Origin of the sequence: Bacillus sp. REN3 (assembly GCF_017912555.1) — a bacterium.
Lineage (GTDB): Bacteria > Bacillota > Bacilli > Bacillales > Cytobacillaceae > Mesobacillus.
The window spans coordinates 166,342-187,580 of record NZ_JAERSD010000002.1 but is presented as its reverse complement, the minus strand read 5'-3'; the positions used below and the strand labels follow the sequence as shown (position 1 = coordinate 187,580).

Here is a 21,239-nt window from a genome sequence, read left to right as displayed (position 1 = left end):
CCTATCATAAAATTCGTTTGAATATTCAGTAATATGTACGCCCAATAAAAATATACCCGACAACTGACGGGGTTAACAAGTCGGTAACGATATTTTTCGAGGTTGTAAGGTTATTTTGCCCTGGATATGGTAGAAGAAAGGAGTTTGAATTTTAAAAATATTCCATGGAGGTGCCAGCTTTGGATGAATCAGTCGTAGTGGAAAGCAAGATTAATAAGAAAGTATTTTGGTCAACACTCGCATCAGGGGTACTGCTTCTGGGGATTCTTCTCGCTTCCTTTGGTTTATCGGGTGTCGCATATGCAGTGCCGATTGCCGGCGTAGGCGATTTTTATGTTGAGTTCGACAAGCTAGAGGGAAAAGGATACAAGTTTTACCCGAAAATGGGTGAGACCAGCAGTTCGGACGCTTCTCCGCAGGGAACGAATCTAATTGAGACGCTTACGATTGATAATTTGCAGTTATACAAGGATTTCAAGGTTGGGAATGAATGGATTCGCGTTAAGATCCAGGCCTCTAAGCCTGTGCAGATATCGGGCCTGCAGCACGATGCAGGGTTGATTGAAGCGGATGCCAAGTTCCAGAACCTTGCCCTGAAGGAAAACAATAGTGACGACTGGACGAAGCAATTCCAGCAGACATCGAGTACGATCACGCTTGAAAAAGCAAAGCTGAAGACACATTATTTGTTCCAGGAAACCATCAATATGAATGGCATGAAATTGACCGTCGAGAAAATCGATAAAAAGTAACCTGGGGGTGGAAAGATGGTTTTTCGAAAGTGGAGGCATACAAGGCCGTTTTTGGGTTCGATATTCACGATCATAAGCGGGTTGATGATTCTCTGGGTGCCGATGAACCTTTATCTGAGCACCTTTCTGCCTGGCTCGGTCGCAGTAATCGGATTGCTGTTCGGAGGATTGATCACCCTGATAGGCATCATGTCTTTCTTTATGCCTGGAGCTTCTAAGGCGCTTGGCATCATCGTCATCTTCCTGTCGATTCTTTCGGTGATCGGGGCCCTGGGGGGATTCCTGTTCGGCACGATAATGGGGATCATCGGCGGATCGCTCCTGACAGCATGGAGGATCGTTCCGTCTGAACAGGCTGGCAGGACCGGGTCGAATCTTGAAACCCGTCCAGTCAAAACAGGGTAAAGGAGGGATAGGATGAGCTTTACGGGTTTGATGACGCGCAAATGGATTTTAGTGGGGTTGAGCCTTCAGCTTGCAGCTTTGTCGTATCTTCCTTTTATCCCGAAAATGGAAGCTGCCGGGTTTGATGCCGGCGGATTCATTATCGAGGCTGACCGGGTTGTCGGCGAAAACATGAAAGCTACGATTGTTTCCGGGGAAACTTCGGAAACAAAAGCCATGCCTCTGCTTCGTATTACCTATGATTCAGCCAAAATTTACGGGATGAGACTGACAAAGCAGTTCCGCACCAAGGGCGGAATGGTCAGCATCACGATGAAAGCGAATGGTCCTGTCCAGATCAATGGCATGCAAGTCGATACAAGCGCTGTTTCCTTCAAGGGAGCATGCGTCCATGCTGAAAAGGCACTTCCCAGCGTTGCCCTCGAAGGCGTGACGATGGTTGCCCATTCCATGAATGCAGCCGACAGCAGCCTTGACCAGCTTCAACTGCAAACGGTGAATGGAGATGGCTGGGTAAAGAAGCCGGGACCGCTGAAAGTATTGCAGGACTTAAGCGCGTTGCCTTTTGAGCAGATGAAAAAAGAGATTGAAAAGATCACCTCGGGCCAGCTTCCCCTTACATGCGAGCCGCCGGTTGAGGAAGAAGATACAGCCAATCCGCTGGATAAACCGGTCGAAGATGTTGCTGGAAAGGGTGCGGATCCTGTTGGCGGCGTGATAGATCCGGCAACGGAAATGGCGGAAAAAGTCACGGAACCTGTAGGAGGTGCGATCGGCAAATTGACGGACCCGGTTAAGGATACAGCTGATGGTGTGACCGCACCTGTGAAAGAGGCCATCGAAAAGACAAAGGACCCTGTCATCGATGAAGTGAACAAGCGAACCGAACCAGTCAGGGAGACGGTGAGGAAAACAACAGGGACGGCAAAGACGGTGACGGAACCAGTCCGGAAGACAATAAGGAAAACTGCTGAAACAGCAAAGACGGTGACCGATCCTGTCGTTGAACCGGTCCGGAAGACCGTTGATCAGACAGCCAAAACAACGTGCGAAAAAGCCGCGGCAGCCAATGGCAAGATTACGAAGGAGCTTGGCCTTGAACTAATCGATTTGGCGATGAAGGAAAAGAAGGGGCTCGATGAGGTTTGCCCGACAGACACCACACTCACCAAGCAGCTGGAGAAATGGACGGAGAGCCTGCTTGATGCCATTGGATTGCTTTCCCTGCTTGGAGCCAAACCGAGCGAGGAAGACCAGTTAGAAAAAATGCGCGAGGCGCTCCTAAAAGAGCCGGATGGTGCGATAATCGACTTCAAATAGAAAATAAAAAGCAGAGGGGCTCCTCTGCTTTTTTTATGTATAATTTCATTTTTGAAAACTGTCAAGCTCCAGATCCCAGCTGCTGGCTCCACGAGGCTGCTTCAGCCTGGCACAATGATGCCGGATAATGGACTTCACCAGGTTTCACGTCTCCGGACAGGCCGCCCAAGCGGCATTTCCATAGGATACGGAGTCCTTAGTCAGTCACCGGCCAGGATGCCCCAAATGCCCGTATTGCAGCAAGGCGCGGCATCCCTAGTTGCCGGGGCTGATCCAGGCACTTGGGCTGTTCTTAATACTTTATTGCGAATGACTTATAGGTCTCGGTGTTCTCTTGTTCTGTCACTTCCACATGGTCAACGGTTGAAAAAGGGTTGCCTCTCCTGATTTCATCGATGAATTGGTCAAGGCTCTCCCTTAGGCCGGATGCCAGTATTTCAACGCCGCCATCCTCAAGGTTCCTGACCCATCCCGTGATGCCAAACTGAATGGCCTTCATCTGTGCATAATAACGGTATCCCACACCCTGAACTTTTCCTGAAACAACAATTTTTAATTGAATCAAGACGCCGCCCCCAGATTAACAATTAGGTAAACAATATATCTACTATTATGGTATATATTCCTATACAAGATTATTATAGCACAGTTGAATAAAAAAACAGCCGTACCTTTTACAAAAGTACAGCTGTCCATGCTTTAAAACGCCCAGTCTCCGTTGCGGAAGACCGGCTCAGTGGTTCCATCTTCAGCAATGCCGTCGATGTCCATCTGATCGGAGCCAACCATGAAATCTACATGCGTTATGCTCTCATTCAATCCATGTTCAGCAAGCTGTTCGGAAGTCATTAGTTTGCCCCCTTCCAGGCAGAAGGCATAGGCGCTTCCAATCGCAAAATGGTTGGACGCGTTTTCGTCGAACAGCGTATTGAAGAACAGTACATTCGATTGCGAAATCGGCGAATTGAACGGAACGAGTGCGACTTCGCCAAGGTAGTGGGAGCCTTCGTCTGTGTCCACAAGCCTTTTCAGAATTTCCTCGCCTTCTTTTGCCTCAACGGCGACAATCCGGCCATTTTCAAATGTCAGCTTGAACCCGTCGATGATATTCCCCCCGTAGCTTAACGGCTTTGTGCTCGATACATAACCATTGACTCCGGTTTTTGACGGTACAGAGAAAACCTCTTCAGTCGGCATGTTAGCCATGAATTCATTGCCTTGTTCATTGACACTGCCAGCTCCAACCCAGATATGCTTTTCCGGAAGCTCGACAGTCAGGTCAGTACCCGGCGCTCTGTAATGCAGCTTCTTGTAGCGCTTGCTGTTCAAGTATTCGACCTTTTCATGCAAGGTGGAATCGTGCTTTTTCCATGCGGATACAGGATCTTCCGTATCGACACGGACTGCTTTGAAAATGGCGTCCCAAAGCATTTGCACTTTCTTCTCCGCTGGCTGGTCAGGGAAGACCATCTCTGCCCAGCGTTCTGATGGAGCGGCAATCACCGTCCAGCTCACTTTATCTGACTGTATGTATTTACGGTACTTGGAAAGTGCTGTTCCAGCTGCTTTTTGGAAGTTCGCGATACGTTCAGGATCGACCCCCTTCAAAAGGTCCGGGCTCGAAGATACAATCGACATGAAGGCTGCTCCGTTCTCGGCCAGTTCCTCTACTTCCCGTGCCCGCCATTGAGGATATTCCTGAAATGCTTCATCAGGAGCTAAATCATATTTTGTTCTTGATACAATATCATCCGTCCAGTTCACGATGACATTTTTTGCACCAGCTTCGTATGCCTTCCTTACGACAAGGCGGACAAATTCGGCAGCATCCAGCGTAGTATTGACAACAAGCGTCTGGCCCTTCTGGATGTTCACGCCAACCTTGACGGCAAGCTCAGCATATTTTTCTAAATTCTTTTGAAAGTCACTCATCCATTTCACTCCTTTTCTGAATCTTCGTTTTATATTGTACCCGATTCTACAGGAAAAAAGAAACTTTTGGAATCTTTAAAACTGGCATCCCACATGGAGCTGCGTTAAAATAATAGCCGGTAAATCAATGGGGTTTAGGAGGATTTTTCACATGAAATATGATGTAGTACTGCTAAGGCTCTCCGCTATTTACGCATTGATCGGTGCATTCCTTGGTTCGCATATGGCCGGTGCCGGTGACTATGCGATCCGCCCGGTCCACGCCCATATCCTTGTCGTTGGGTGGCTGAGCTTGTTCGCGTTCTCGAGTTATTACCGCTCTTATGAGGTGCCTGAATCTTCAAAGCTGGCAATATTCCATGTATGGACCGCCATTCTTGGCTCGGTTGGTCTGACAGCCGGCATGTGGCTCTATAACGTCAAGCCATTCCCGCTTCCGGAAACGTTCACGATGGTATTTTATATCGTAGGCGGATCAATCCTTTTGCTCAGCTTCCTGCTGTTTGTTTTCATGACTTTCAAATACAGCGAGGCGAGGAAGAAGGAATAGAAAAGACCAGCGGAAATTGGGAACATCGTTGAATGGCTCGGGCTGATGCTGCCGTTGCTGGTTCCAGGCAGGATCCCTGATGGAAAGGGAGAAGGCAGGCCGGAGTTTTCAGACGATCCGGTCTGCAGGAGAGATTTTGAAAAAGCCATACAAAAATCCATGCAGACATGACTTGCATGGATTTTTTCATACAGCAGGAAATGATGAAATTCTATAGGGTGGATAACGAAATGCAGTGTTCTAAATCCAGCTCCAGGCCTTAGCCTGCCAATGAAGCCAAGGAAACGACTTCATTGGCAGGCCCTTTGAAGGACACGGATGTCCTAGTCCCTACGTTGCCACAGGAAGTCGCGGTCTTAGTCGGAGCTGAACGGAGCTCTCGTGCCTTGGTCAGAAACTGTTAGTTGGACGTTTGAATTGGTTATCTCGATAACTTTCTCCACGTTCCGGGCTGCCGTGAACATCAAGTAGCGCTGATGCTTTGCTTTTGAACGAAATGCGGCTTGCTCCTCCTCACTTTTCCGACGATATAGGAACCGAATGGAAGGAAAGATACTAGCTTAATGATCATCATCGAAAGAAGAAAAGAGGAAAGAAACAGTCCCAGCATCCTCGTGCTGCTATTGGAAAAATTCTCGGCAAAATATGGAGAAAGAAATCGCTGTATCTGCCAGTGCAATAAATAAATACCGAACGAATAATTGCTGATCAGGTCAACTATTTTCGATTTTGGGATTACTTGCCCCCATGCCAGGACCATCGCTGTCATCGATAATACCAGCGGGAACATGTCCCTGCGCTGTGAACTAATCGATGTTATGCCGGATTCATAGGAAAAATAAATGATGGCAAGTGAAAAGATAACAGGCAAAAACGTGAACCAGCGATATTTCAACAGCTTTTCAGCAACCATTTTATAATTCTTTCCCAATAAATAGGCGGCGGAAAAATAACCAAGCCAGGCAATGAACGGCAATTTAATCATGTATTCAAACCCTTTGATATAAGAGAGGGAACTGATTCTTCCTATATTGGATAAATAGAACGTCATGATGACGATGCTCACAGGAAGCAGCCATACCATATTGATTTTATATTTCACCACCAAATAATGGACGACATAGAACTGCAGAATGACCAGTATGAACCAGCCTTCGAATTTTCCGGTCAGGATATTGCCGATTATTTCTTTATCCAATAAAGCAGTTTCGTTGAATTTTTTCGTAATGACTGCATCGATGATCGCGAAAGATAGATAAGGCAAAAATATCCACTTGATCCGACCTTCCCAAAAATGGTCAGGCAATCCATCAGGATATCGATTGGCTAAAATCATGACCGACAGCACAATGAATGTTGGGGTAGCAAATGTGAGCGTAAGCCGGAAAAAATGGTAGATAAAATCGTCAGGATGCCCAGCATAATTTTGGATTTGTGTCGTGCTATGAAGTAACACGATACTGATACAGGCTATTGCCCGCAGTAAATTCCATTCTTTAATCATAAAACCTCACTCTTTGTCATCAATTAAATTCTAGTACAGACTATAGAGGATTCAATTGGGTTGAGCAAGGATAGCGGGATGTGCAGTTATTGCCATAGAAAGAACTTCCATAGTCCTGAAACATTTAGACTGCTTCGTTGGATACCGATTCCAGCAGCATTTACGTAAAGTTGATCCTTGTTCAAGGGGAAACGGCATTATTTTTTGCAAAAAAAAGAAAAAGCATAGGACTATCCCATGCTTTTTCCGATTTCCTTCTTATTCTCATACATCCTGAACATGATCCAAAACAGTGCCGCGCTCAGCAAGGCGAGCAGGCTCAAGATGAAGAACGTCCAGCTGTAGCCGATCCAGACTGTCAGCGGGATGCTGATCGGCGCGATTGTCCTGCCAATTGTATACCTCAGTGAGGCGGCCGCGAAGTATTGGCCTCTCATATGCTCCGGAGCAAGATTGGATATGAAGGTTTGCTGCAGGCCCGCGACCATCAGCTCACCAAGTGTGAAGACGGCCATTGCGGCAATCAGGCCCCAGATCCAATTTGTCGCTCCAAACATCAAAATCGATGCAGCATAGACAACCGAAGAAAGGACAAAGACATTCCGTTCACGGAACTTAGTCACCCACTTCGTGACGACGACAGTAAAGAGGGCAACGATCAGTCCATTTTCGGAGAGGATCAATCCGAAAGCCTGCTCGCCATTGACCGTGAAGGCTTTGTTGCCGAGCTCAAATACTGTTTGGTTGTGAATGGTGTCCTTCGTGTAGACAGGGAACAACAAATCGAGCTGCATGAAAGTCTGCGCAGCCAAGATTCCAGCGATAATGAACAAAAGGAAAACTTTATCCTGGACGATGATTTTGTAGTCAGCAAACTGTTTTTTCAAAAAGTCATACCACTTGCCGCCTTCCGCCTTTATCAGTTTAGATGGCTCAGGAATGGTTTCTCGCGTCCACTTCGAAAGGACGAGGGAGAGCAAGATGGAAATGATTCCGACTGCGATCATCAGCTCAAATCGATATTTCACGTAGAAAATTGCGCCAAGGATCGGCCCGACGACAACGGCGATATTAATCGAAGTATAGAAAATTGCGAACACACCGCTCCGGTCTTTTTCAGGCACGACGTCAGCAATCATCGCCTGGCTAGCTGGCCAGTAAATTGCTCCGAACACCCCAACAAGCGTAAAACAGATGAATCCGAGCAAGGGCGAGGTGAACCATGGAGAGACAGCATAAGCGAAAACGAGGAAAGCAATCCCTTGTGCGAACGCGGACAGGACCATCATCCGTTTGCGGCCAAACCGGTCAGCAGTATAGCCGCCAAGCAAATTCGCGAACACCGAGAACACCTGGGAAAAAATCAGCAGGAATCCCGCCTTGTCCTTCCCAAAGCTTTCAGCAAAATAGATCGTCAAAAACGGGAAAAACATCCAAAAAGTTATATTCATCAATGCTTCGCCAAACAGGCGAATCTTCAAGTTGCGATCCCAATCCCTTATTCTCATGATGCTTCTCCTTTATATGCATCTTGCCATTCCATCGACTATCATACTATTAAACAGGAAGAATTTACAATAAGGAAGAAGCGACATAGGGATTTTTTTCCGAAGAAGTAAAATATGCAGGGATTCTGTTTTATCGATAAAGATCTGCCATTTTTAACTCTTACCTTTCAGTATCTACAATTCCGGGCAACTTTAAGCGGAAATATCAGTCTGTTTGGCTTGAATCACCCGTCATCTAGACAGAATCTCCCGATTTAGCCGCGTAATTCCCGTTTAGGTTCCGAAATCTCCTTCGGGGGGATGGAATCCTGGACCTTTTGTCGGGAATCACCCATCATTCGGAAGGAATCTCCTAATTGCTCCACGTATTCTCCCACTCAGGTTCCGTAATCTCCTAATCAAACCGAATAATTCCCCAATAAAGGCTAATAATCTCCTAATCATGTGTCGTAATCTCCCGTTCTCCCTTTTTATGTAAAATAAAAAGCAGCACTTCGTAATTAACGAGGTGCTGCTGTTCGTTATGGGGAGGAAATCCGGAATCATCCAAATTCCAGAGGGAATCGCCCGATTTAGACGCGTACTTCCCATTTAGGTTCCGAAATCTCCTTCGGGGGGATGGAATCCTGGATCTTTTGTCGGGAATCACCCATCATCCAGAAGGAATCTCCTAATTGATCCATATATTCTCCCACTCAGGTTCCGTAATCTCCTGATCAAACCGAATAATTCCCCAATAAAGGGTAATAATCTCCTAATCATGTGTCGTAATCTCCCGTTCTCCCTTTTTATGTAAAATAAACAGCAGCACTTCGTAATTAACGAGGTGCTGCTGTTCGTTATGGGGAGGAAATCCGGAATCATCCAAATTCCAGAGGGAATCGCCCGATTTAGACGCGTACTTCCCATTTAGGTTCCGAAATCTCCTTCGGATGGATGGAATTCTGGATCTTTTGTCCGGAATCACCCATCATCCAGAAGGAATCTCCTAATTGCTCCGCGTATTCTCCCACTCAGGTTCCGTAATCTCCTGATCAAACCGAATAATTACCCAATAAAGGCTAATAATCTCCTAATCATGTGTCGTAATCTCCTGTTCTCCCTTTTTATGTAAAATAAAAAGCAGCACTTCGTAATTAACGAGGTGCTGCTGTTCGTTATGAGGAGGGAATCCGGAATCATCCAAATTCCAGAAGGAATCACCCGATTTAGACGCGTAATTCCCGTTTAGGTTCCGAAATCTCCTAAGGGGGGATGGAATCCTGGATCTTTTGTCGGGAATCACCCATCATTCGGAAGGAATCTCCTAATTGCTCCACGTATTCTCCCACTTAGGTTCCGTAATCTCCTGATCAAACCGAATAATTACCCAATAAAGGCTAATAATCTCCTAATCATGTGTCGTAATCTCCTGTTCTCCCTTTTTATGTAAAATAAGAATCGCTCCTCCAGGAGAAAGCAGTATAAAATAAAAACCGGTCTTCCAAAAAAGTAGCACTTCGTAAAATAAAGACCGATCTCCAGAAAAACAGCACACCTTAAAATAAACACCGGTCTCCAGAAAAAAAGCAGCACTCCGTAATTAAACGGGTGCTGCTTTTTACTAATCAATCCTTATCGTCTAGTGCTGCCTTCAGCAGGTCGCCGAGGCTTGTGCCGAAGTTTGATTCGGATGGGCTGTATTTCTCTTTCAGCTTTCGCTCTTCGCGCTTGTTAATCCCTTTTTTCCTGTCCTCTGCTTTTTCAACAACATTGCATCGGCGGCATTGGAAGTAGGCGCCTGCCTTGCCATTGTGGATTTCCATGCGCTTGTGGCATTGCGGACAGCGGCGCTGGGACAATTTCGGATCCTTATGCTTGCGGAAGCCGCACTGCGGGCTTGAGCAGACAAGGATTTTGCCTTCTTTCGTTTTTCTTTCTTTTAAAAATTCACCGCATTCCGGGCATTTTGAGCCTGTGAGATTGTGAGCCCGATACGATTTGTCGCTTGCCTTGATTTCGGAAACAAGGCGGGCGGTCTGTTCGCGGATCCTTTGTTTGAAAGCTTTCGGATCACCTTTTCCGCGGGCGATTTGCTCTAGTTCCCTTTCCCATTTGGCTGTCAATTCGGGGGAAGTCAGCTCATCATTGACGAGGTCGATCAGCTGCTTGCCCTTTTTCGTCGGATAGAGCCGGCTGTTTTGGCGTTCCACGACTTCAGAGGTGATCAAGCGTTCAATGATTTCAGCTCGTGTAGCCGGCGTCCCAAGGCCAAATTTCTCCATTTTTGCGAGAATATCCGATTCAGACAGGCGCAGTGGCGGCTCTGTCATTTTCTTGTTCAACACTACCTGGCCGATTGCATAGCTTTTCCCATTTTCGAGATGCCCAAGGGTTTGCTTCGCTTCGTTTTCATCCTCATCCCTGCCGAGGACCTTTTTATAGCCGAGGTCAAGAATATTCGTTTCCCTGGCCGAAAGTGTTTCTCCGTCTGCCTCGAAGGTTGCGTGCACCGTTTCGTACTGATAGGCAGGGTAAAATAGTGCCAGGAACCGCCGGACAATCAGGTCATACAGCTTTTTCTCATCCGCTGAAAGGTCGGCAAGGTGCAGACGTTCTTCCGTTGGGATGATCGCATGGTGGTCGGTTACTTTTTCATTATTGAACACCCTTCGAGCCAGCACCTTGCCTTTTTGGGCGAGCGCTGGCTTCGCCTCGTCCCTGTAGCCTGGCATGATGCCTTGCAGACGGTCTGCCATCGTCGCCTCCATATCGGTCGTCAAATAACGTGAATCAGTCCTTGGGTAAGTGACAAGTTTATGCTGCTCATACAATCCCTGCAGCACATTGGATGTCTTTTTCGCGGAAAAACCAAAGCGCTTGTTGGCATCTCGCTGCAGCTCGGTCAGATCATAAGGCATGGGCTGCTGTTCTGTTTTTTGCTTGCGGTTGATGGACTTGAGCACCGCCTTTTTATTCGCCAGCTTGTTCTGGATTTTCTCGGCTTTTTCCTTTGAAAAAATCCGTTTCTCTCCGTTATGCTCCCATTCAGCATTAAGCGCTCCAACCTTTGCCTGGATTGTCCAGTAGTCTTTCGGGACGAATTTATTGATTTCGTCTTCACGTTCAAGAACCATCGCCAGGGTCGGCGTCTGGACCCGGCCTGCGGAAAGCGGATCCTTGTACTTTGTCGTCAAAGCTCTTGATACGTTCAGGCCAATCAGCCAGTCAGCTTCAGCACGGCAGACTGCGGATTCGTAAAGGTCCTCGAATTGCTTGCCGGGTTTCAGCTGCTTGAAGCCTTCCTTGATGGCGCGATCGGTCTGGGAAGAAATCCACAGCCGTTTCACCGGCTTTCTCCAGTTGATCCTCTGGAGGATCCAGCGGGCGACGAGCTCTCCCTCGCGTCCAGCATCGGTCGCGATGATGATTTCCCCGATATCCTTGCGGCTTGCCAGGTTCTCGATCGCTTTGAACTGGTGGCTTGTCTGCTTGATTACCTTCAGGCCCATCTTGTCAGGGATGATCGGCAGTTCTTCAAGCCGCCAGACCATGTATTTCGGATCGTAATTCTCGGGCATCTTCAGCTCGATCAGGTGGCCAAGCGCCCAGGTGACGATGTATTTGCTTCCTTCAATATAGCTTTTATGGTTTTGATTGCAGCCAAGCACGCGCGCAAGCTCACGCGCCACACTTGGTTTCTCTGCAAGGACTAATGATTTCATAGAAACTCCTTTCAAAATACAGCGATTTTACATATGCTTATACTTAAGTATAAAGGAAAAACCAATATTTTTGTAACTAGGCAATTTGGTAACGGAACCTCATTGCCGTATGGGACCGGTAAAGTCCAAGAACGAAGGGGGAAGGAAAGTGAGCGATTATTTCAGGGAAATTCGCAGGATGATTGGGACAAGGCCATTTATTTTGGTTGGATCGGCTGTGATTGTATTGAACCAACGTTACGAAGTCCTCCTCCAGCTTCGGTCGGATACCGGGAAATGGGGAATCCCCGGGGGTGCGATGGAACTGGGAGAAAGCTTTGAAGAAACAGCGCGCAGGGAAGTCTTCGAGGAAACAGGTCTTCGGCTTAATACCTTGAAGTTCCTGGATGTCTTTTCAGGAAAGGAATACTATTTCCAGTATCCTAACGGTGACGAAATTTATAATGCGATTGCTTTATATGCATGCGATGATTGGGAAGGGGGGCTTAGTATGTTGGATGGCGAAAGCCTGGAGCTCCGTTTCTTTCCCCTGGCTGAACTCCCGGAAATCGAAGGACGGCCGGCGATGATTTTAAAAAAGCTTGGCAGCTATGGCATCTTGCCGGAAATAAAAGAAATCAGCCTTGCCCATATCCTTTCAGCTGCCCAGTTGCTGGAACTGCAAAGGACTGCTTACAAGATTGAAGCAGAGCTGATTGGCACAGAGGATATCCCGCCGTTAAAAGAATCTTTTGAACAGCTGCAATCGTGCGGTGAAACGTTCATTGGCTGTTATCAGGGAAACCGGCTTGCAGGAGCGGTTTCGTTTGTAAAAGAGGGAAATACGATTGATATTCACAGAGTCATGGTACATCCGGACTTTTTCCGGAAAGGGATTGCCGCCAGGCTGCTGAAGCATATCGAACAGGAACATGATGGAGCGGAACTCATTGTCTCGACTGGAGCGGCAAACGTTCCCGCGTTAAAACTGTACGAAAAACTTGGTTTCGAACGTCTTAAAGATCGGACAGTTGGCGGCAGCATTGTACTGGCTAACTTCATTAAACGGAGTGGGTAGAGATCAATGGACCAGGCAAGTAGTTGCCTGGTCCATTGACGCTATTCTTTTATATAAACAGCTGTACCAGTGGCGATGCACATCATCATTCCCTCACGCAGGGTTTCGAAATCAAGGTCCACGCCAATGACGGCATTCGCGCCCATTTTTTGCGCTTTTTCTTCCATCTCCCGAAGAGCGATGTCGCGTCCTTCAGCAAGTTTGTTCTCATAGGCGGAGCTCCGGCCCCCAATGACATCCGTGACACTCGCCAAAAAGTCACGGACCACATTCGCCCCCATGATGGCTTCACCTGTAACAACTCCAATATACCGTTCGATTTCTTTTCCTTGCAAAGTGTTAGTTGTCGTAACAAGCACCCTGATCATCCTCCTTTTCAATCTATTAGTACGATACCCTGTTTGAAAGGTTTCAAAATGTATGAGTTTTTTTAAAGATATCAGCACGCTTAGAGGAACCAATGATGCTTGCGGGCAATCTCAAGTTTCCGGGTTTTATTCCGGGGTACCTCAAGGGAAAGGAAGAGGGGCATTGAAAAGGAATCGCCGATCTGCCTATGCAGTGTTTGCCGGAACAAGTCCAGCGCTCCTGTATTTGCCGTCTGATTGCCAAGCGAAATGGAACCTGGCCATTCGCCAGGTTCCCGCTCACTCTTAAGCTTCTTCTTCCTCGATCCGGTTTTTGAATGCTTCCTGGACAACAATGAATTCTTCATCTTCCTGAGCTTCTGTTGCTGGCTGTTTTGTCTGGTAGGCTATGCCAGGCAATTCGCCGGGGTGGCCTTTTTTCTTATGGTTGAACTCTTTTCCTCTGCCCATATTTAGGACCTCCTTTCTTGTCACAAGTAGTTTTCCCGGTGAATGCTGAATTATAAAAAATCAGTTTGCGCGAGCGTGCATATAATTGTAAAGATCGTTCAATTTGAATAAGGAGGGGCGCTCCATGGATGAAAAATTGTATGCGAAGGATTTGGCTGCCTGTCCATCAGTGTTTTGTGCAACGCGCGATGACAAGGCGCCGCTGTTCTCGGCTGAAGCAGTGATTGACACGTCCATCAAGCAAGTCAATCTGGATGATTATAAAGGAAAATGGGTGATTTTATTTTTCTACCCAAGTGATTTTACGTTTGTTTGACCAACGGAACTGGCGGCGGTCGCCGCTGTTTATCCGCATATAAGGGCGCTTGGGGCTGAACTGCTCTCAATCAGCACTGACAGTGTCTATTCTCATGTTGTTTTCAAGGAAACCTCTCCCTCCTTGAAGGATGTCACGCATCCGATGGTCAGTGACCGGACGCAGGTGATCAGCCGGGCCTATAGGGTGCTGGATGAAAACAGTGGTGCAGCCTTCCGGGCATCCATTTTCATCACTCCCGAACAAACCATTTGGGCAAAGCTTATATACCCGCGTAATATCGGACGGAATCTTCCTGAGCATGTGAGGTTGCTTGAGGCATTTAAATTCGCCGCACAGACAGGGAAGGGAGTACCTGCAAATTGGCTTCCAGGACAGCCGGGCATCAGTACCAGTCCGGAAAATATCGGTGAATTATAAAAAAAATTTCACATATGGAGCTAAAATTCGCCCTAGAAATAGGGCATTTTTTATATATTTGTGATACATCTCACAAGAACTAGTCGTTTTGTCACAAAATCTCAACAAAAAACTTCTGAATCCCTCACAAAGTTTTTCTACAATAGAATCATAATTATGTTAATTTTTTCACAAAGAAACTTTTTTGGGAGGGTATGAAGATGGATGAGGTCCTGATGTTGAGCAGGATTCAATTTGCAGTCACGGTTTTCTACCATTTTTTATTTGTGCCGTTAACAATTGGCCTGGTCATTCTCGTTGCGATCATGGAAACGAAATATGCTAGGACATTGGATGTCACTTATAAAAGGATGGCGGATTACTGGGGAAGATTGTTCGCGATTAACTTTGTGCTTGGAGTCATTACCGGAATAACGATGGAATTCCAATTCGGGACAAACTGGTCCGAGTATTCCAAATATATGGGGGATATCTTTGGTTCACCGCTAGCGATCGAAGCCTTGCTCGCCTTTTTCCTGGAATCAACGTTCATGGGAATCTGGCTGTTCGGCAAGGATAAATTCTCGCCAAAGTTCCGAGCTTTCTCAATCTGGATGGTCGCTATCGGCACGAATATTTCGGCGCTGTGGATCATTACGGCTAACGGGTTCATGCAAAATCCCGTTGGGTATGTTTTGAGGAACAACCGGATCGAGCTCGATAATTTCGGGGAGCTCATCACCAATCCTTATGCATGGCATATGTTTTTCCATACAGTAATCGGCTGTTACATTGTTGGTTCGTTCTTTGTGATGGCTGTCAGCGCTTATCACCTGCTCAGGAAAAACGAAGTGGCCTTCTTCAAGAAATCTTTTAAATATGGACTTGCCCTTGCCATTTTCGCTGCAACCGCGACTCCATTCATTGGACACCAGTCTGGTGTATTCGCGACAAAGATGCAGCCGGCAAAAGGGGCGGCAATGGAAGCGGTCTGGGAAACCCAGAAGGATATGCCTTTCCATATCCTCCAGATTCCCGACCAGGAAAATGAACGCAATGCCTTTGAGGCATTAAGCATTCCAAAGATTGGCAGTTTCCTGTATACAAATTCATTTGATGGCGAAGTAACCGGCCTGAAGGATATCCCGAAAGACGAAAGGCCGAATGTCGAACTGACATTTTACGCATTCAGGCTGATGGTCGCGCTTGGCGTATTCTTCATGGCTGTCTCCTGGTACGGCTTTTACCTTTACCGGAAAAATAAGCTTGAGCATTCACCTAAATACTTGAAGCTGGTTCTGTATTCTGTTCTGCTCCCTTACCTGGCGATCAACGCGGGCTGGGTAGTCGCAGAAGCTGGCCGCCAGCCATGGGTTGTTTATGGTCTGATGAAGACCGCAGAAGGCGTTTCGCCAATAGCCTTATCACAGGTGGTCTTCTCGATGGCAGCCCTCGTGTTTTTCTATACTGTGCTATTGATCGCAGACGTCTATCTGATTATTAAATATGCGAAGAAGGGCCCGGAATCCGAAGCGGGCCGCGCATTGGAAGGAGGTGCCCAGCATGTCTCATGATACACTTGCCATCATTTGGTTTGGGCTTTGGGGACTGATTTGGACGGTGTACTTCATTCTTGACGGATATACGCTTGGAACCGGTATGCTGTTCCCGTTCATCGCCAAGAACCGGCAGGAACGGAACCAGCTGCAGGAAGCGATCGGACCGTTCTGGGGAGGGAATGAGGTTTGGCTTATTACCGCGGGCGGGGCGACGTTCGCTGCATTCCCGGCTGTGTATGCGGACATGTTCAGCTTTTTGTATACACCGTTGTTCCTCGTCCTGATTGCCTTGTTCATCCGTGCTGTCGGGCTTGAATTCATGCATAAGGATGACAATCCAATCTGGCAGGCGGCCTGCAAATGGGGCTTTTTCACAGGAAGCCTGTTGATCGCGCTGTTGTTCGGGGTGACATTCGCCAACCTGTATCAAGGATTGTTGATTGGCGCCAATGGCTATGAAGGCAATTTGTTCAGCCTGCTGAACGGCTATGGCCTGCTTGGAGGGCTGCTGTTTGTATCGCTGTTCCTGCTTTCAGGGTCTTTATGGATCCAGCTGAAAACGGGAGGGAAAACCGCGGAACGGGCCTACCGTTATTCACGGCCGCTGTCAGGGGTTGCGGCAGCGATGCTGTCCCTGTTTTTCCTTGCAACCGTCAACAGGACAGCAATCCTTGAGAACTATACACTGAATCCGATCCTTTGGATTGTGCCGGTCATCGCTTTGGCAGCTATGCTTGGAGCGGCCTACTTTGTTTTTAAAAAGAAAATCGGTTATGCATTCACCGCCGTGTGCATTACGATTTTTACAAAGATGGCTTTCGGGTTCATCGGAATGTTCCCAAACATGCTTCCATCAAAAATTGACAGTGCCTACAGCGTGACGCTCTTCGATGCGGCAGGCAGCAAGCTCAATCTTACGATCATGTTCATCGTAGCAGTCATTTTCGTCCCGATCATCATCGGCTACCAGCTATGGAGTTATACACTTTTCAAAGACAAAATTATGAAGGAAAGCGCGAAAGGATATCAATGATCATGGAAAAAGGACGCCTTGCAACGCAAGGCGTCCTTTGCCATTCGGAATAAAGCTAGCACATACGATACGACCGTGATACGTTGAGTATCCACTTAGAAAAATGTTGTTATTAGATTTTAAATGCATCCAGAAATGGATTAGAAAAATACAAATGAAATATATATAATGATAGTAATAATATTGGATATTGATGGATAGGAGTTGCGGAGATGGATTTTTCGATGATTGTATCGGAAGACAGGATCAAGCGTGCTTATGAGAACGGGGAATTCGAAAAATTGCCTGGCTACGGAAAGCCTATTAAGCTTGATGATTTATCAGCCGTACCTGAAGAACTGCGGATGGCATACCGCATGCTGAAAAACGGAGGCTACTCTCCAGAGGAAAACAGGCTAAGGCAAGAAGTGATGACAATTGAGGACTTGATCCGCCATTGTGAGAATCCTGACGAAAAGGCAGAGCTTACCCAGAAGCTCGGGCAAAAGCTGCTCAGATACAACTCCATCATGTCAAAGCGCAGGAGCAACACCAATTCATCAGTGTTCAAGAATTACGAACGGAAAATCCACAAGAAATTAATCTGAAACAAAGCCAGTGGGGAAATCGCACTGGCTTTGTTCTGTAGCGGATTTTTTTCATTACAGTTCCGGGGAATGACCGGGCAGGGACCAAGGGAAAAGGCAAAAGCGAGGTTTCTTTTTTTCCCGACGTGTGCCCAAGGCAGACAGCCGCGGGAGCTTCCGGTTTTCTCCCCTTTATGAGTGTAAAAACCGAAATCAGGCACCAAGATCCTTGATTTTATCTGTTGCATCCTTCGTTTCGCTCACGTATGCTGCGATTTTTTGATTGTCTTCATTCAAGGTCTCAATCGTAGCATTCATTTCTTCCAGTCCGGCGGTTGCCTGTTCGATGATGGCGGCCAACTCCCTTGTTGATGCTTCGACATCGCCCGTTTGCTTCTTCACATCCCCTACCGTCAATTCGAATTGGCCGAACTGCGAGGTCAGCTCGCTTAGAATGCTGCTGACATCTGAAAAAAAGCCGGATACTTCATGGACAGCGGAACGGCTTTGCTCAAGCTTATCGCTGCTGTCATTCATTTTTTGCAGGGCGGCTGAATTGGTTTCATTGACCGATGCAAGGTTTTCTGTAATTTGCAAAGCTGTTTCCTTCGTTATTTCTGCCAGCTTGCGGATTTCACTTGCGACAACTGAGAATCCTTTTCCTGCCTCGCCAGCTCGTGCGGCTTCGATGGAAGCGTTAAGGGCAAGCAGGTTCGTCTGATCTGTAATCTTTTGGATATTGCCAATGAATCCGTTCGTTTCCTCGATTTTTTTCGTCAGCATGGAGAACGTGCTGCTGAGGCCCGAAATCGACTGAGCCAGTTCATTGACGTCTTTCTGCAGCTCGTTGACCTTGATGGAACCGCTTTCAGATGCTTTTGCAGCCTCCAGTGTATTTTCGGAAAGTACGATGGACATGCTGGACATTTCGTCCATTTTTTGCCTTGTCAATTCAGCGTTTTCCGAGATTTGATTGATTTGCTCCGTCTGTACCTGGCTTCCGGCTGAAATCTCATTGACCGCAATCTTCATCTCGGTCTGTGAAGATAAATGTGTCTGTATTTGGTCGTTAATTTTTGCAAGGCTGTCCGTCACAATCAAAAGTTCGCCGTGAAGCTTGGCGTTGTGTTCCTCCTTGCGGTTTTTTTCTTTTTCAGAATTGGCAAGGAAGATTTCGAGTGATTTATAAGTTTTGCCATTCAAGCGGATCAGGACGTATAAAACAACTCCAATCAATACGTAGACGATCAGCATCGCGATGAAGTTAGAGCTTAAGAAGTCCTTATCTTCAACTGCCAGGAAGGTGTTCAAGACAGCACCAGCCAAGCCAAGCGTGTATCCTATTGCAAAAACTCTGGCATTGAAATGGATCGCAGAGAACACGGCCAGGAACAGCAAAATCAGCAGGAAGGAGCCATTTCCTCCAAATTTAATAATGTAAAAATAGTGGTGGATATAGATGACGGCCATGGCTGCGTATGGAAAAAGGGACTCTTTTTTCAACCATACCTGCAGGATCAGGTAAGACAAGATAAAAAACAGCAATTCGCTGCTATAAACAGCTGTTTTAAAGAATTCTTCCTTTCCTAAGATCGTATAGGCAGTTGCTGCAGCGAGAGATACGGAGTAAGTGCCTAACATCAGGGTGTTTTTCTTACGCGTATCTTGTTTGCGGAGTTGTTCGATTGCCTCCACTGTGGTTCCTCCTCTGGAAATAAATAGTTACAAAAGTATTATCGGAATAAAATATCCATTGTTAAATTGCAAAAGTGAAAAATTTCATTTTTCAAAATACTTGTGTCCAAGTTCCTATCTATGAAAAATCCCTTTTTCACCTCTTAAAACTTATGAAATTATGTCGAAATAAATAGAGAGCCAAGCATCAATCGAGCAGGAAAAAGAAGTTTAAATAGATGTAATGCAGACAGGAGAGTCGTAAATGGATAAAACGTCGATCATTGGAGTCATTTTGGGGATCATTGCGGTAGGAGTTGGAATGGTCTTGAAGGGAGTGGAAGTACAAGCGCTGTTGAATCCGGCCGCGTTCCTGATCATCATTTTAGGAACGGTTGCAGCAGTAACGATTGCATTTCCTTCAAACGAATTGAAGAAGGTTCCGAAGCTCTTCGGGATCATATTCAAGGAAAGGGAGTTGGTCGATCCATCCACTTTGATTCGCCTGTTCTCCGAATGGGCACAGCTTGCGAGGAAAGAGGGCTTGCTGGCGCTTGAGGCGAAAACTAGTGAAATCGAAGATGAATTTTTGAAGAATGGATTGTCCCTTGCCGTTGATGGACAAAGCGCTGATTACATCCGGGATGTCCTGACGGAGGAAGTCGAAGCGATGGAGGAGCGCCATTTATCTGGCGCAGCGATTTTTACGCAGGCAGGTACGTATGCTCCTACACTTGGAGTGCTTGGTGCGGTAGTCGGTTTGATTGCAGCGCTGAGCCATATGGATAATACAGATGAATTAGGCATGGCGATCAGTGCCGCGTTCGTTGCTACATTACTCGGGATTTTCACAGGATATGTGCTCTGGCACCCGTTCGCCAACAAGTTGAAGCGTAAATCGAATCAGGAAGCCAAAGTGAAATATATGATGATTGAAGGGATTCTATCCATTCTTGAAGGCGAAGCACCGAGAGTCATTGAGCAAAAACTCTCTTCCTATTTGCCGGCAGGTGAGCGGAAACAGATCCTTGAAGAAAGCGTTGTGACGAAGGATGAGTAAGAGAAGGAAGAAAAAGAAGCATCACGATGAGCACATGGATGAATCATGGCTGATCCCGTATGCGGATTTACTTACGCTCTTGCTCGCACTGTTCATTGTCCTTTTCGCGATGAGCTCCGTCGATGCAGTGAAATTCCAGATGCTTTCAAAAGCCTTCAATGACGTTTTTACAGGGGGGACTGGAGTGTTTGAATTCCAGAGTCCGATGCCTGAGGGGCAAATGGAATCACCTGAGGAGCAGCAAAAGGATGTGAAACGCAACGACAAAGACGCTGCGGCTAAGGACCAGGAAGAATTGCAGGCGCTTCAGCAAAAAGTGAATGGGTATATTAATGATAAGAGGCTGACCGATAAGCTCGAGACATCGCTGACCGATGAAGGGCTCCTTGTGATGATCCGGGACAATGTCCTGTTCGAATCGGGCAGGGCGGAAGTACGGCCGCAAGATGTGAAGATTGCCAACGAAATCTCAGATCTGCTGATCATGAATCCGCCTCGTAATATCATCATCAGCGGCCATACAGACAATGTACCGATCAAGACGGCCAGATATGATTCGAACTGGGAGCTAAGCGTCATGCGAGCAGTCGAGTTCATGAAAATCATCCTTAAGAATGATAAGCTAGATCCGCGCTGGTTCAGCGCAAAAGGATTTGGGGAATTCCAGCCAGTCGCCACAAACGCCACGGAAGAGGGGAAAGCCAGGAACCGCCGTGTTGAAATCCTGATATTGCCGCGGACCGCCAATGAACCGCAATGATAGACTAACGCCATCCGATTTTTGGATGGCGTTTTTGTGTGCAGTTGAAATCCTGCGTGCTTTTGACTTTTAGGAGGATGGGTAAGATGCAATCCGATACCGTCTAAAGATTTTAAGGGAGGGGCATGATGCAATCCGAAATCGTTTATAGCCTATAAAAGCAGAACAAATGGCTTGGGTGCCGCTTTTTTGACTAACGCAGCAGTTAAGAGTGGGGAGTGGAACGAACATAGGCAAAAGAAACCAAAATTGTCTTTGAATGAATGAAGCAACTGGGAATTAGATAGAGCCCAAAGTGGTTTTTGAAAAAGTGAAATGGGAA

Annotated in this window: 21 protein-coding genes and 1 pseudogene; 12 read left to right on the top strand and 10 right to left on the bottom strand. The window is 46.8% G+C overall.

What is annotated here, in order from left to right; translation table 11 throughout:
* Positions 1-179 precede the first annotated feature (179 nt).
* From JJQ88_RS02390 to JJQ88_RS02380, 3 genes are read left to right on the top strand one after another with little or no spacing between them, the layout of a single operon-like run.
* Positions 180-752 (top strand): DUF6230 family protein, encoded by a 573-nt coding sequence (locus tag JJQ88_RS02390; RefSeq protein ID WP_210364133.1) that lies wholly within the window; start codon positions 180-182, stop codon positions 750-752.
* Positions 753-767: 15 nt separating this feature from the next.
* The gene (locus tag JJQ88_RS02385) at positions 768-1,157 is read left to right on the top strand and encodes a DUF6114 domain-containing protein (RefSeq protein WP_210364132.1); all 390 of its coding nucleotides are present in this window, start codon (positions 768-770) and stop codon (positions 1,155-1,157) included.
* A gap of 12 nt (positions 1,158-1,169) precedes the next feature.
* Entirely contained in the window at positions 1,170-2,477 is a 1,308-nt protein-coding gene (locus tag JJQ88_RS02380; RefSeq protein WP_210364131.1) for a hypothetical protein, read from the top strand.
* 292 nt (positions 2,478-2,769) lie between these two features.
* On the opposite strand, the gene JJQ88_RS02375 is transcribed toward JJQ88_RS02380, so the two are convergent.
* Both JJQ88_RS02375 and JJQ88_RS02370 read right to left on the bottom strand, forming a co-directional pair.
* Entirely contained in the window at positions 2,770-3,042 is a 273-nt protein-coding gene (locus JJQ88_RS02375; RefSeq protein ID WP_210364130.1) for an acylphosphatase, read from the bottom strand.
* Positions 3,043-3,176: 134 nt separating this feature from the next.
* The gene (locus tag JJQ88_RS02370; protein ID WP_210364129.1) at positions 3,177-4,409 is read right to left on the bottom strand and encodes an aminopeptidase; all 1,233 of its coding nucleotides are present in this window, start codon (positions 4,407-4,409) and stop codon (positions 3,177-3,179) included.
* A 151-nt stretch (positions 4,410-4,560) separates the two neighbouring features.
* Between JJQ88_RS02370 and JJQ88_RS02365 the strand changes: the two genes are divergently transcribed.
* Positions 4,561-4,959: a hypothetical protein gene (locus JJQ88_RS02365; protein WP_210364128.1), complete on the top strand. Its 399-nt coding sequence runs from the start codon at positions 4,561-4,563 to the stop codon at positions 4,957-4,959.
* 463 nt (positions 4,960-5,422) lie between these two features.
* Here the strand turns inward: JJQ88_RS02365 and JJQ88_RS02360 are convergent, their stop codons facing one another.
* The 4 genes from JJQ88_RS02360 to JJQ88_RS02350 form a co-directional block, all read right to left on the bottom strand.
* Positions 5,423-6,463 (bottom strand): acyltransferase family protein, encoded by a 1,041-nt coding sequence (locus JJQ88_RS02360; protein WP_210364127.1) that lies wholly within the window; start codon positions 6,461-6,463, stop codon positions 5,423-5,425.
* Between the two features lie 230 nt (positions 6,464-6,693).
* Positions 6,694-7,971, bottom strand: coding sequence for an MDR family MFS transporter (locus JJQ88_RS02355; RefSeq protein WP_210364126.1), 1,278 nt, complete (start codon positions 7,969-7,971; stop codon positions 6,694-6,696).
* An 890-nt stretch (positions 7,972-8,861) separates the two neighbouring features.
* Positions 8,862-8,984 carry a hypothetical protein gene (locus JJQ88_RS21405; RefSeq protein WP_282597646.1) on the bottom strand — a complete coding sequence of 41 codons (123 nt, stop codon included), beginning with the start codon at positions 8,982-8,984 and terminating at the stop codon, positions 8,862-8,864.
* A gap of 594 nt (positions 8,985-9,578) precedes the next feature.
* The gene (locus JJQ88_RS02350) at positions 9,579-11,675 is read right to left on the bottom strand and encodes a DNA topoisomerase III (protein WP_210364125.1); all 2,097 of its coding nucleotides are present in this window, start codon (positions 11,673-11,675) and stop codon (positions 9,579-9,581) included.
* A gap of 109 nt (positions 11,676-11,784) precedes the next feature.
* On the opposite strand from JJQ88_RS02350, the pseudogene JJQ88_RS02345 reads away from it, so the two are divergent.
* Positions 11,785-12,255 (top strand): annotated as a pseudogene (locus tag JJQ88_RS02345) (NUDIX hydrolase); the annotation flags it as partial.
* Positions 12,241-12,732: a GNAT family N-acetyltransferase gene (locus JJQ88_RS02340; protein WP_210364239.1), complete on the top strand. Its 492-nt coding sequence runs from the start codon at positions 12,241-12,243 to the stop codon at positions 12,730-12,732. The pseudogene JJQ88_RS02345 and the gene JJQ88_RS02340, both read left to right, overlap by 15 nt.
* Before the next feature lie 41 nt (positions 12,733-12,773).
* Here JJQ88_RS02340 and JJQ88_RS02335 read toward each other — a convergent pair whose 3' ends face one another.
* The 3 genes from JJQ88_RS02335 to JJQ88_RS02325 form a co-directional block, all read right to left on the bottom strand.
* Positions 12,774-13,091, bottom strand: coding sequence for a YbjQ family protein (locus JJQ88_RS02335; RefSeq protein ID WP_210364124.1), 318 nt, complete (start codon positions 13,089-13,091; stop codon positions 12,774-12,776).
* A gap of 89 nt (positions 13,092-13,180) precedes the next feature.
* A complete protein-coding gene (locus tag JJQ88_RS02330; protein WP_210364123.1) occupies positions 13,181-13,447 on the bottom strand; it encodes a hypothetical protein in 267 nt (88 codons plus the stop codon).
* On the bottom strand, positions 13,386-13,550 hold the full coding sequence (locus JJQ88_RS02325; RefSeq protein ID WP_210364122.1) for a hypothetical protein: 165 nt from the start codon (positions 13,548-13,550) through the stop codon (positions 13,386-13,388). Before JJQ88_RS02325 ends, JJQ88_RS02330 begins: the two co-directional genes overlap by 62 nt.
* A gap of 124 nt (positions 13,551-13,674) precedes the next feature.
* Here JJQ88_RS02325 and JJQ88_RS02315 point away from each other — a divergent pair, with 124 nt between their 5' ends.
* From JJQ88_RS02315 to JJQ88_RS02300, 4 genes are all read left to right on the top strand, one after another.
* Positions 13,675-14,286: a peroxiredoxin gene (locus JJQ88_RS02315; RefSeq protein WP_246860880.1), complete on the top strand. Its 612-nt coding sequence runs from the start codon at positions 13,675-13,677 to the stop codon at positions 14,284-14,286.
* Positions 14,287-14,486: 200 nt separating this feature from the next.
* Positions 14,487-15,839, top strand: coding sequence for a cytochrome ubiquinol oxidase subunit I (locus JJQ88_RS02310; protein WP_210364120.1), 1,353 nt, complete (start codon positions 14,487-14,489; stop codon positions 15,837-15,839).
* The gene (cydB, locus tag JJQ88_RS02305) at positions 15,829-16,857 is read left to right on the top strand and encodes a cytochrome d ubiquinol oxidase subunit II (protein WP_210364119.1); all 1,029 of its coding nucleotides are present in this window, start codon (positions 15,829-15,831) and stop codon (positions 16,855-16,857) included. Before JJQ88_RS02310 ends, cydB begins: the two co-directional genes overlap by 11 nt.
* 212 nt (positions 16,858-17,069) lie before the next feature.
* A complete protein-coding gene (locus JJQ88_RS02300; RefSeq protein ID WP_210364118.1) occupies positions 17,070-17,444 on the top strand; it encodes a DnaJ family domain-containing protein in 375 nt (124 codons plus the stop codon).
* A 192-nt stretch (positions 17,445-17,636) separates the two neighbouring features.
* Here the strand turns inward: JJQ88_RS02300 and JJQ88_RS21775 are convergent, their stop codons facing one another.
* Positions 17,637-18,341, bottom strand: coding sequence for a methyl-accepting chemotaxis protein (locus tag JJQ88_RS21775; RefSeq protein ID WP_246860899.1), 705 nt, complete (start codon positions 18,339-18,341; stop codon positions 17,637-17,639).
* 1,021 nt (positions 18,342-19,362) lie between these two features.
* Between JJQ88_RS21775 and motA the strand changes: the two genes are divergently transcribed.
* Together motA and motB are read left to right on the top strand one after the other, a co-directional pair.
* On the top strand, positions 19,363-20,157 hold the full coding sequence (gene motA, locus JJQ88_RS02290) for a flagellar motor stator protein MotA (protein ID WP_210364116.1): 795 nt from the start codon (positions 19,363-19,365) through the stop codon (positions 20,155-20,157).
* Positions 20,150-20,917, top strand: a complete 768-nt coding sequence (motB, locus tag JJQ88_RS02285; protein WP_210364115.1) for a flagellar motor protein MotB — start codon at positions 20,150-20,152, stop codon at positions 20,915-20,917. The genes motA and motB overlap by 8 nt, the downstream gene beginning before the upstream one ends.
* Positions 20,918-21,239 lie beyond the last annotated feature (322 nt).

What these genes read in the sequence shown, in the direction of transcription:
- motB (WP_210364115.1), top strand. Translation starts at nt 20,150, where the DNA reads ATGAGTAAGAGAAGGAAGAAAAAGAAGCATCACGATGAGCACATGGAT.
- JJQ88_RS02340 (WP_210364239.1), top strand. Translation starts at nt 12,241, where the DNA reads ATGATTTTAAAAAAGCTTGGCAGCTATGGCATCTTGCCGGAAATAAAA.
- JJQ88_RS02355 (WP_210364126.1), bottom strand. Translation starts at nt 7,971, where the DNA reads ATGAGAATAAGGGATTGGGATCGCAACTTGAAGATTCGCCTGTTTGGC.
- JJQ88_RS02370 (WP_210364129.1), bottom strand. Translation starts at nt 4,409, where the DNA reads ATGAGTGACTTTCAAAAGAATTTAGAAAAATATGCTGAGCTTGCCGTC.
- JJQ88_RS02300 (WP_210364118.1), top strand. Translation starts at nt 17,070, where the DNA reads ATGGATTTTTCGATGATTGTATCGGAAGACAGGATCAAGCGTGCTTAT.
- JJQ88_RS02385 (WP_210364132.1), top strand. Translation starts at nt 768, where the DNA reads ATGGTTTTTCGAAAGTGGAGGCATACAAGGCCGTTTTTGGGTTCGATA.
- motA (WP_210364116.1), top strand. Translation starts at nt 19,363, where the DNA reads ATGGATAAAACGTCGATCATTGGAGTCATTTTGGGGATCATTGCGGTA.
- JJQ88_RS02365 (WP_210364128.1), top strand. Translation starts at nt 4,561, where the DNA reads ATGAAATATGATGTAGTACTGCTAAGGCTCTCCGCTATTTACGCATTG.
- JJQ88_RS02325 (WP_210364122.1), bottom strand. Translation starts at nt 13,550, where the DNA reads ATGGGCAGAGGAAAAGAGTTCAACCATAAGAAAAAAGGCCACCCCGGC.
- JJQ88_RS02310 (WP_210364120.1), top strand. Translation starts at nt 14,487, where the DNA reads ATGGATGAGGTCCTGATGTTGAGCAGGATTCAATTTGCAGTCACGGTT.
- JJQ88_RS02360 (WP_210364127.1), bottom strand. Translation starts at nt 6,463, where the DNA reads ATGATTAAAGAATGGAATTTACTGCGGGCAATAGCCTGTATCAGTATC.
- cydB (WP_210364119.1), top strand. Translation starts at nt 15,829, where the DNA reads ATGTCTCATGATACACTTGCCATCATTTGGTTTGGGCTTTGGGGACTG.
- JJQ88_RS02330 (WP_210364123.1), bottom strand. Translation starts at nt 13,447, where the DNA reads ATGAAGAATTCATTGTTGTCCAGGAAGCATTCAAAAACCGGATCGAGG.
- JJQ88_RS02350 (WP_210364125.1), bottom strand. Translation starts at nt 11,675, where the DNA reads ATGAAATCATTAGTCCTTGCAGAGAAACCAAGTGTGGCGCGTGAGCTT.
- JJQ88_RS21775 (WP_246860899.1), bottom strand. Translation starts at nt 18,341, where the DNA reads ATGTCCATCGTACTTTCCGAAAATACACTGGAGGCTGCAAAAGCATCT.
- JJQ88_RS02380 (WP_210364131.1), top strand. Translation starts at nt 1,170, where the DNA reads ATGAGCTTTACGGGTTTGATGACGCGCAAATGGATTTTAGTGGGGTTG.